General features: G+C 70.1%; 3 protein-coding genes. 2 read left to right on the top strand and 1 reads right to left on the bottom strand.

Going from position 1 to position 9,307, the window contains the following annotated elements; all coding sequences use genetic code 11:
• Positions 1–602: 602 nt before the first annotated feature.
• Positions 603–7,169, top strand: coding sequence for an RHS repeat-associated core domain-containing protein (locus tag ACFYRX_RS45830; protein ID WP_389113263.1), 6,567 nt, complete (start codon positions 603–605; stop codon positions 7,167–7,169).
• A gap of 32 nt (positions 7,170–7,201) precedes the next feature.
• Entirely contained in the window at positions 7,202–7,651 is a 450-nt protein-coding gene (locus ACFYRX_RS45825; protein ID WP_389113261.1) for a PH domain-containing protein, read from the top strand.
• Here ACFYRX_RS45825 and ACFYRX_RS45820 read toward each other — a convergent pair whose 3' ends face one another.
• Positions 7,652–9,280, bottom strand: coding sequence for an AMP-binding protein (locus tag ACFYRX_RS45820; protein ID WP_389113259.1), 1,629 nt, complete (start codon positions 9,278–9,280; stop codon positions 7,652–7,654).
• Between the last annotated feature and the right edge of the window lie 27 nt (positions 9,281–9,307).

The raw sequence follows: 9,307 nt of genomic DNA, 5'->3' as shown, positions 1-9,307 counted from the left end.
ACAGCATCAGCGGGTCCGGGGTTCGAGTCCCTGGCGGCGCACCGGTGAAGGGCCTCTCGTGGGAGCGAGAGGCCCTTCGGCGTTCCCGGGTCACTACGGGGCGGCTGGGGGTCTGGGGGTCACCCCCAGAAGACACAGCATCAGCGGGTCCGGGGTTCGAGTCCCTGGCGGCGCACCGGTGAAGGGCCTCTCGTGGGAGCGAGAGGCCCTTCGGCGTTCCCGGGTCACTGCGAGGCGGCTGGGGGTCTGGGGGTCACTGCAGCGAGCGCGCCCCTCGCCAAGTCCACGTCCGGCCGGCGCGGTCCCCGGGAGACCGGCAGGTGGCAGGAGGCGTAGGGAAGAGAATTTGCATTCCGTGAGTCTTCATGGAGATTGCATTGCTCCCGCTTTGATTCTCCGCGGATACCGTCTGTGACGTTTGCCTCCCTTCGCGTTGGCTCGACGGGCCATCGGGGGACGGGGGCGGCGTGGGTGCTGCCCCGACGGGGGGCGCACGCGGGACGGGGGTGGGTCGGGTGACCCGATCACGTAGACGGCCGAAGCTGGTTGCGCCGAAGCTGATCACGCCAAGGCGCGTTGCTCCGGGGCTGGTTGCACCGGGGGTGGTCCTGGTCTCGGTGGCGATGATGGTGGCGGGGACGGTCTCTCCGGCCGTGGCGGCCGCGAGCACCGCGGTCGGGTCCGGGAAGGCAGCGACGGCGACGGTCACGACGTCCGCGTCGCCCGAGGACGCGGCCGGGCCCACGGCGGACGTGATGGTCAACGGCTGGGGCGACGGGGCGGGTTACCACGTCGACGTGGCCACCGGGGGCAGCGGATACACCTGGCGGGAGATGGCCGTACTTCGGCCTGCCGACATCGACGACTCGGCCTGGACGGGTTATCAGTGCGTCTCCGGCGACGGGAAATTCGCCGCGGTGACCGTTCTGCCGGCGTCGGCGGTGAACATCGCCGCGGCCCGGGATCACGGGGCATTCGCCTTTTCGGTGAACCTCGGCACCGGTGCGGTGAAGCCGGTCGCGTCCGGGGTCGCGTTGAAGTACCACTCCCCGGGCTGCGGTACCGCCGACGCCGCGGAGTTCACCGTCGACCCCGGTGACAACCAGCGCACCACCCAGGTCCTGTCGGTGGATCTGCCGACCGGGAAGGTCCAGCACACCACCATGGTGGACGGTCAGTTGACCTCGGTGGTCCCGACGGCCGACGGCCCGGTGGGCGTGATGGGGACCGGCCTGGTGCGGATACCCGAGCAGGGCGGCCCGGCCGGGCGTCCGGTGCGGCTGGCGAACACCGGCGGCATCCCCTACGACCTGCGCCCGGCGGCCGGCGGCGGCGTGGACTTCGCGCTGCAACGGGCCGCGGACAAGTCCTCGCTGATCATGCGGGAGCGGTCCGGGAAACTGTCCACTCTGGGTGAAGGGGCGCACGCGTCCCTGCAGTTGATGCAGGGCCGGGCGGGCCGCGCGCTCGCCGTCGGCGCCACCCGGGTGGCCTCGGGATCCGGGGTCCGGAGGATCGGCACCGGCCCGCTGCCGTACGGGGCGACGAATGTGTCGCTGGACGGCGGGGCGGTGACGGGCGCCGGGAGCAGGACGCCACAGTCCGCGCCGCTGGTACTGGCGACCCGGAGCGGAAAGCTGCTGAAACGGTCCGCCGCGAAGTCGACCAGGCGCTCCTCGACCACGCTGCCGAATGCCGTGCCGACGGCTTCGGCCGGAAGCGGCGGTACCGAGGCTTCGCGGTCCGCGCAGCGCTCCGCGCTGGTGTCCTCGAGTACCGCCACAGCCGTCACCGCGGCGGCCACCACCACCCCGAAGTGCGCGGTGGACCGGCTCGCCGAGGACAAGCAGGTGATGCAGCCCGGCACCGCGCAGGTGACCTGGGCGATACAGATGGCCGAACAGGGGCTGCTCACCGGCTCGTCGTACACGCGGCCCGCCAACTACGCCAACCTCGGCCTGGTTTCGTACTCCCCCAACGGTGACTTCGCGAAGGTCGCCCTGGAGCACCCGTCCTCCGACACCTGGGACTCGGTGCCGCGTTCGGTGTACGAGGCGATCGTGGCGCAGGAGTCCAACTACAGCCAGGCGTCCTGGCACGCCCTGCCCGGCATTCCCGGTGGCGCGCTGGTCGCCGACTACTACGGTGCGGGCGGCCTGATCACCTCGATGGACTACTCGAAGGCGGACTGCGGCTACGGCCTCGGCCAGGTCACCACCGGCATGTCAGCAGGTGACACCACCTACTCGGTGCACGGCCAGTGGAAGATCGCGGTGGACTACCAGGAGAACGTGGCCGCCGGGCTGCAGATCCTGGAGCGCACCTGGAACCAGCTCTACGACGCCGGAATCACCGTCAACGGCGGCGACCCGAAGTACCTGGAGAACTGGTACCTCGCCGCCTGGGCGTACAACTCCGGCGTCCAGCCGACCGCCGCGTTCGGCAACACCACCGGCTGCACCCCGAGCGCCACCTGCACCGGACCCGACGGCACCTGGGGGCTGGGCTGGGCCAACAACCCCCGCAACCCCGACTACCCGCCCACCCGTGCCCCCTATCTGCGCGACTCCTACGCCGACGCCTCGCACCCCGCGAGCTGGCCCTACCAGGAACGCATCATGGGCTGGATGGGCAGCCCGATCCTGCGCTTCAACGAGCCCGCCTACACCACGCCGGACTACCACGGCGGCAAGAGCTGGCTCCAGATCCCGCCGGTCGACGCCTTCTGCACCAGCAACAACCTCTGCGACTCCACCGGCGCCGGCAACGCCAAGTACTGCACCCTGTCGGACTCCGAGTGCTGGTGGCACCAGCCGGTCACCTTCGTCTCCGACTGCGCCACGACCTGCGCCACCAGCAGTTACACCGCGGCCTCCGGCTCCAGCGAACCAGCGCTCGTCCAACCGCACGCGCATCCGCCGTCCTGCTCCCTGGACACCGCCCATGTCCATGACGAGGGCCATGGCTCGCCGATCATCGTCGACGAGTCGCAGAGCCAGCCACCGCTGAACCTGGTCGGCTGCGGATCGTCCAACTGGTCACAGGCCGGCACGTTCACGTACTCCTACGGCACCAACAGCGCCGGTGATCCGATCGGCGCCCTCGACACCCACCAGCTCGGGGTCGGCTTCGGCGGCCACACACTGTTCACCCACACCGAGGACGTCTCCAACCCGGCCGAGATCAACACCGGTACCTGGACCCCGACCCTTCCCAAGCTTCAGTACTACAAGATCAAGCTGCACTTCCCGTCAACCGCCGCCAGCGCCACCAACGTCGTCTACACGATCAATCCCGGCGGCGGGGTGAGCCCCTGGAAGATCCGGGTGAACCAGGACTGGGGCTCGGAGGAGTGGGTCACCATCGGCACCTTCGCGATGGAGAACGGCGCCACCATCAAGCTCACCAACAAGAGCGACATCACCGGCTCCGGCAACATCAACTACGCCGACTACGACGTCGCCTACGACGCCATCTCCTTCATCCCCGAAGGCGGCACCCCGGGTGAGCCCATCGGTGGCCCGCCCGGCATCAAGGACGCCCCCAAGGGCAGCAACCCGGCCTGGATCCAGTGCGGTTGCGCCAAGCGGACGGCCGGTGACCCGGTCGACACCAGCACCGGCGCCTTCGGCGACACCTTCACCGACCTGTCGACGCCGGGCCGCGGCATGCCGCTGGACTTCACCCGCACCTACGCCTCCGCACTGGCCAGCTCCACCGGACCCAACGCGTCACTCGCCGTCAACGGCCCCTTCGGCTGGGGCTGGACGGACTCGTACAACCTGAGCGCGACCACCGACAGCACCAGCGGTGATGTGACGGTCCATCAGGAGGACGGTTCCCAGGTCACCTTCGACGACACCTCGGGTACGTATGCGCCGAGCGCGCCACGCTATGACGCCACCCTGGTCAAGGACGGTTCGCACTACGTCTTCACCCGCACCTCGAAGGACGTCTTCACCTTCGACACGGCCACCGGACACCTGGTCTCCGAAACCGACCTGGTCGGCAGCAAGGCGGTCCCGCCCTACGCCACGACCCTGGCCTACGACAGCTCCGGCAACCTGCACACGATCACCGACCCCGGCGGCCGTGTCTACACCCTGACCTGGACCGGAACCCACATCACCGCGCTCGCCGACTCCGCCGGACGCAAGGTCACGTACGCATACGACAGCAACGGCGACCTGACCGACGTCTACGGCGCGGGCAGCACCCGGAGCCCGTCGCTGCTGGACGACGACCACACCCAGTTCACCTACACGGCAGCGCACTTGATGGCCTCGATGCGCTCACCGGACAACTACGGCAGCACGGCCACCCCGGCGCCGGTCACCGCGATGACGTACGACAGCTCGGAGCGCGTACTCACCCAGACCGACCCGCTCGGCCACGCCACGACCTTCACCTACGGCCCCGACAGCGGCACGGGTCTCACCGACGGGCAGACCCTGGTCACCGACCCGTCCGGGCACAAGACGCTGGACACCTACGCCGAGGGCCTGCTCACCTCCGAGACCAAGGGCTACGGCACCTCCGACGCCGGCACCTGGAGCTACACCTACGACCCGGTCAGCCTCGGCGTCACCTCCATCAGCGACCCCGACGGCAACCTGCAGACCTTCGCCTACGACGACCACGGCAACCAGATCTCCGCCAGCGACGCCCGCGGCTTCACCACCACCCACGCCTACGACGACAGCGACAACCTCACCACCACCATCACCCCGGACGGCCTGCGCACCGACTACGCCTACGACGAGAGCGGGCACATCGCCGCCGGAGGCGACGGCTACGGCCTGCTCACCAGCACCACCGCGCAGCCCGTTGACGGAAGCGCGACCGCCCGCGTCACCGGCGTCTACTACGACGACACCGCCCACCCCGGCGACGCCACCCGCACCGTCGACGCCCGCGGCAACACCAGCCGCGCCACGTACGACACGGCGGGCGACGTCACCAGCGCCACCGACGCCGAGGGCGACAAGACCCAGTACGGCTACGACACCGCACGCGGCGTACGCACCTCCACGGTCTCCCCGATCGGCACCGCCGCGGGCACCGCACCCGGCTGCACCCCACCGGCCACCGGCTGCACCACCTACACCTACGACGCCTGGGACAACCGGACCGGCACCACCGACCCGCTCGGCCACACCACCGCCGCCGTCTACGACGCGGACGGCGACCAGGTCTCGGCCACCGACGCCAACGCCAGGAAGACCACCTACGGTTACGACGCCGCCGACCGCCGGACGACCGTGACCCGTCCCGACTCCAGCGTCCAGAAGACCGCCTACAACCCCGACGGCACGACCAGCAGAACCACCGACGGCGCGGGCGACGCCACCAACTACGGCTACGACGCCCAGGGCCGCCAGACCACCAGCACCGACCCCGCGGGCCGCACCACCACCTCGGCGTACGACGCGGCGGGCGATCTGCTCACCGTCACCGACCCGGCGAGCCGGGTCACCACCTACACCTACGACCCGGCCGGCAACACCGCCTCCATCAGCTACTCGGACGGCACCACGCCGAACGTCACCAACATCGGCTACGACGCGATGGGCCGCCGCACCGGCATGACCGACGGCACCGGCACCAGCAGCTGGAGCTACGACACCTTCGGTGAACTCGTGGCGCAGACCAGCGGCTCGGGCGCGGCGACCGGCTACGGCTTCGACGCCAACAGCAATGAGACATCGGTCAGTTACCCCGGAACGACGACCCGGACGGCCACCCGGACCTTCGACAGGGCCAACCGCCTGACGGCCCTTCAGGACTGGAACAGCCAGTCCACGGCCTTCGGTTACAACGCCGACGGTCAGTGGAAGACCACCACCTACCCCAACGGCACGGTCGCGACCACCACGTTCAACACCGCCGACCAGGCCACCGCCGACGCCCTGACCAGCGGCAGCACCACGCTGACGTCCCTCAGCTACACCAGGGACAACGCGGGCCAACTCGCAAGCGACACCGGCCAGACGTACCAGTACAACTCCCTGGAGCAGGTGAAGTCCTCGACCACGGGGTCGACCACCACGCCGTTCGCCTACGACGCGGCCGACAACCCGGTGCAGGTCGGCGGCACGGGCCAGGCGTTCGACGCGGCCGACCAGCTGTGCTGGTCCACCACCGGCACGATGCCCGGCAGCCCGTCCTGCGCGAGCGCGCCCACCGGTGCCACGACGTACGCCTACGACACCCAGGGCAACCGGACCAAGGCGACCACGGGCTCGGCCGTCACCACCTACAGCTACAACCAGGCCGACCAGCTCACCGGCGTCGCCTCCTCGGCGACAACCGCCGCCTACACCTACGACGGCAGCGGACTGCGGGCCTCGAAGACGGTCAACGGCACGACGACGGCCTTCAGTTGGGACTCCGAGGAGACGGCGGCCCTCCTCTCCGACGGCACGACGGCCTACCTCTACGGCCCCTCCGGCCTCCCGGTGGAGCAGGTCACCGGCACCACCAGCCAGTACTACTTCCACGACCAGCTCGGCTCCACCCGAGCCCTCACCAGCTCCGCCGGAGCCGTCACCGGCACCTACGCGTACTCGCCGTACGGGACCGTGACCAGCCACACCGGCACGGCCTCCACGCCCCTGCAGTACACCGGCCAGTACACGGACGCCGAGACCGGCTTCGTCTACCTGCGGGCGCGCTACTACGACCCGGCCACCGCCCAGTTCCTCACCGTCGACCCGGACGTCCAGCAGACGCTCAGCCCGTACTGCTACGTCAACGGCAACCCGCTCAACGGGGTCGACCCGACGGGCCTGTTCGGGTGGGGCAGCGTCACCGGGTTCGTCCACAAGCACGTCGATGTCATCAACCAGATCAACAGTTGGTCCTCGGGCATCGCCGCCGGAGCGGCCCTGGTCAGTGTGGTCTGCGAAGTGTGCGCGGTGGTGACGGGGCCCATCGCGGCCATCAGCGCAGGCGTGATGGTGGCTTCCCAGGCCCTTCTGGTCCTCGACGGCTGTGACAAGTACCGCACCGGGCATTCGTGCGGCAACGCCGTCGGTTACATGACCGCCGATGTCGCCGGAGCGGCCATAGTGGGCAGGGCCGCCAAGGCCCTGCGCCTGGGGACGCGAGGTGCGCCCGTCGAGAAGACCATCGAGACCTGGAAGAGAATCTGCGGCGGTGGAGAATGACCGGGCATCCGCCGATGACCGAGGAAAAGGACATGTCGATCAGGCCGTCGCCGTACCGGATGCTCATGGTGTTCAGTCCGGTCCTGCTGTTCTTGGTCGTACCGCGCATCGTGATCGGCGGCGACGTCGTACTCGGCAGGACCGGCTGGGAGATCTTCGGGCTGTGCGCGCTGTTCCTTCCCTTCCTCGTCGCGCGGTTCAGCGTGATGGTCGTCGGGGAGCAGGGAATCGCCGTACGCCGGGCCTTGCGGACCAGGAGACTCGGGTGGGACGAAATCGGCACCGTGGCGGTCGAGTCGCGCAATGTGCACCTGGTGCTGGTACTCGAACGACGAAGCACCGGCCGGGCGGAGGCGGCGCTGACCTTCGTCTCGAAACCGGACCGGCGTCGGCTCATCGAGACGATCGCGTCCCGGGTCCCTGCCGAGGTCGTGCGACAGGACGACATCCTGCTCCGCGCACTGACGTCTTCTCAGCGGTGATCATTTCCAGATCCGCCTACCCGGCCGAGGGTCACCCCCGGAAGACACGGCATCGTCCTCCCGCATCAGCCTCCGGTACGCCTTCTCCCCCGGTGGCCGCCACCAGACCGCCTCGGCGCACCGCAGGCCTTCCCTCCGCAGCCGCGCCCGGTGGATCTTGTTCGTGGCGGTGACCGGCATCCGCTCCACGACCCGTACGAACCGGGGTGCCATCTTCGTCCCGAGATCGGGCTGGGCGGCCAGGAAGTCCGCGAAGGCCTCCGGTTCGAAGGTCCCGGCGATCGTCGCCATCACCTGGTCTCCGGTCACCGGATCCGGCACCGCGTACACGGCGACGGCCGCCGCGCCCTCGTACCGCGCGAGGATGTTCTCGATCATCGCGGCGGCCAGGTTCTCGCTGTCGACGCGGAGCCGGTCGTCGGTGCGTCCGGCGAAGTAGAGGTAGTCGTCGGCGTCCCGGTAGAAGAGGTCGCCGGTCCAGTACCAGCCGTCCCGCAGCCGTTCGGCCTGCGCCTCGGCGTTGCGCCAGTACCCCTCGAAGGGGTTCGGCCCCTTGTTCACCAGCTCGCCTATCGCCTCGTCCCCGTTCAGCAGCCGACCGGCCGCGTCGAATACGGCTGGCGGGCACTCCGCCCGCGTCTGCTGGTCCAGTACGACGAGCCCGGCCCCCGCCCGCCCCACCGCGCCCTCCGGAGTGCCGGGCGCCCACTGGATCGCCGCGCCGCCCTCGGAGGATCCGTACCCCTCGACCAGCCGCACGCCGAACCGCCGCTCGAAGGCCGCCGCGTCCACCGCGCCGGCCTCGGTGCCGAAGCCGAGGCGCAGGGGGTTGTCCCGGTCGTCCTCGCGCGGTTCGGTGGCCAGGACGTACTGGATCGCCCGGCCGACATAGGTGAAGTACGTCGCCCCGTACTCCCGTACGTCCGCCAGGAACCCCGACGCCGAGAACCGCCGCCTGAGCGCGATGCCCGCCCCGCTCGCCAGCGCGGGCGCCCAGTCGGCGATCACCGCGTTGCCGTGGAACATCGGCATGCAGATGTAGTGCACGCCGTCCTGGCCGAGCCGGAACTGGTCGGCCAGCGAGCGGCCGGCGGCGGCCAGGCGGCCCTGGGAGCAGAGCGCGGCCTTGGGGGCGCCGGTCGAACCGGAGGTGAAGTAGAGGAGGAGTCGGTCCTCGGGGGCGGCGCGGGAGGCGTCCGGTTCGGCGCCGGCGTAGGGCGCGAGCAGGGTGTCGTACTCCTCGGTGCCGGTCACCAGGAGGCGGACGCCGGGCAGGTCGAGGCCGCGCAGCAAAGGGAGTCGGGACGGTTCGGTGATCAGCAGGCGGCATTCGGTGTGCAGGATGTCGCGGGCGAGTTCGGGTCCCCGGCGGGTGGGGTTGATACCGGCGACGGCGGCGCGGGAAAGGGCGGCCGCACTCAACCACAGAGGATATTCAGGGGTGTTGTCGAGGAGGACGCCGATGTGGGCGCCCGGTGGCAGCAGGTCGGTGAGCAGGGCCGCCCGGGCGGCGGCACCGGCGGCGACCTCGTGGTGGGTGAGCGCCCGACCCTCGAACCACAGCCCCGGACGGTGGTCGTCCCACCGTCCGGCGACGAGCTCCGCGACCGTGCGCCTCCTGGAGTCCATGGAGCCGCACGGTAGTTGACGGACCGT

Origin of the sequence: Streptomyces sp. NPDC005374 (assembly GCF_042872225.1) — a bacterium.
In the GTDB taxonomy this organism is placed as follows: domain Bacteria; phylum Actinomycetota; class Actinomycetes; order Streptomycetales; family Streptomycetaceae; genus Streptomyces.
The sequence above is the reverse complement of the archived record's forward strand: the minus strand, read 5'-3'. Positions and strand labels throughout refer to the sequence as shown.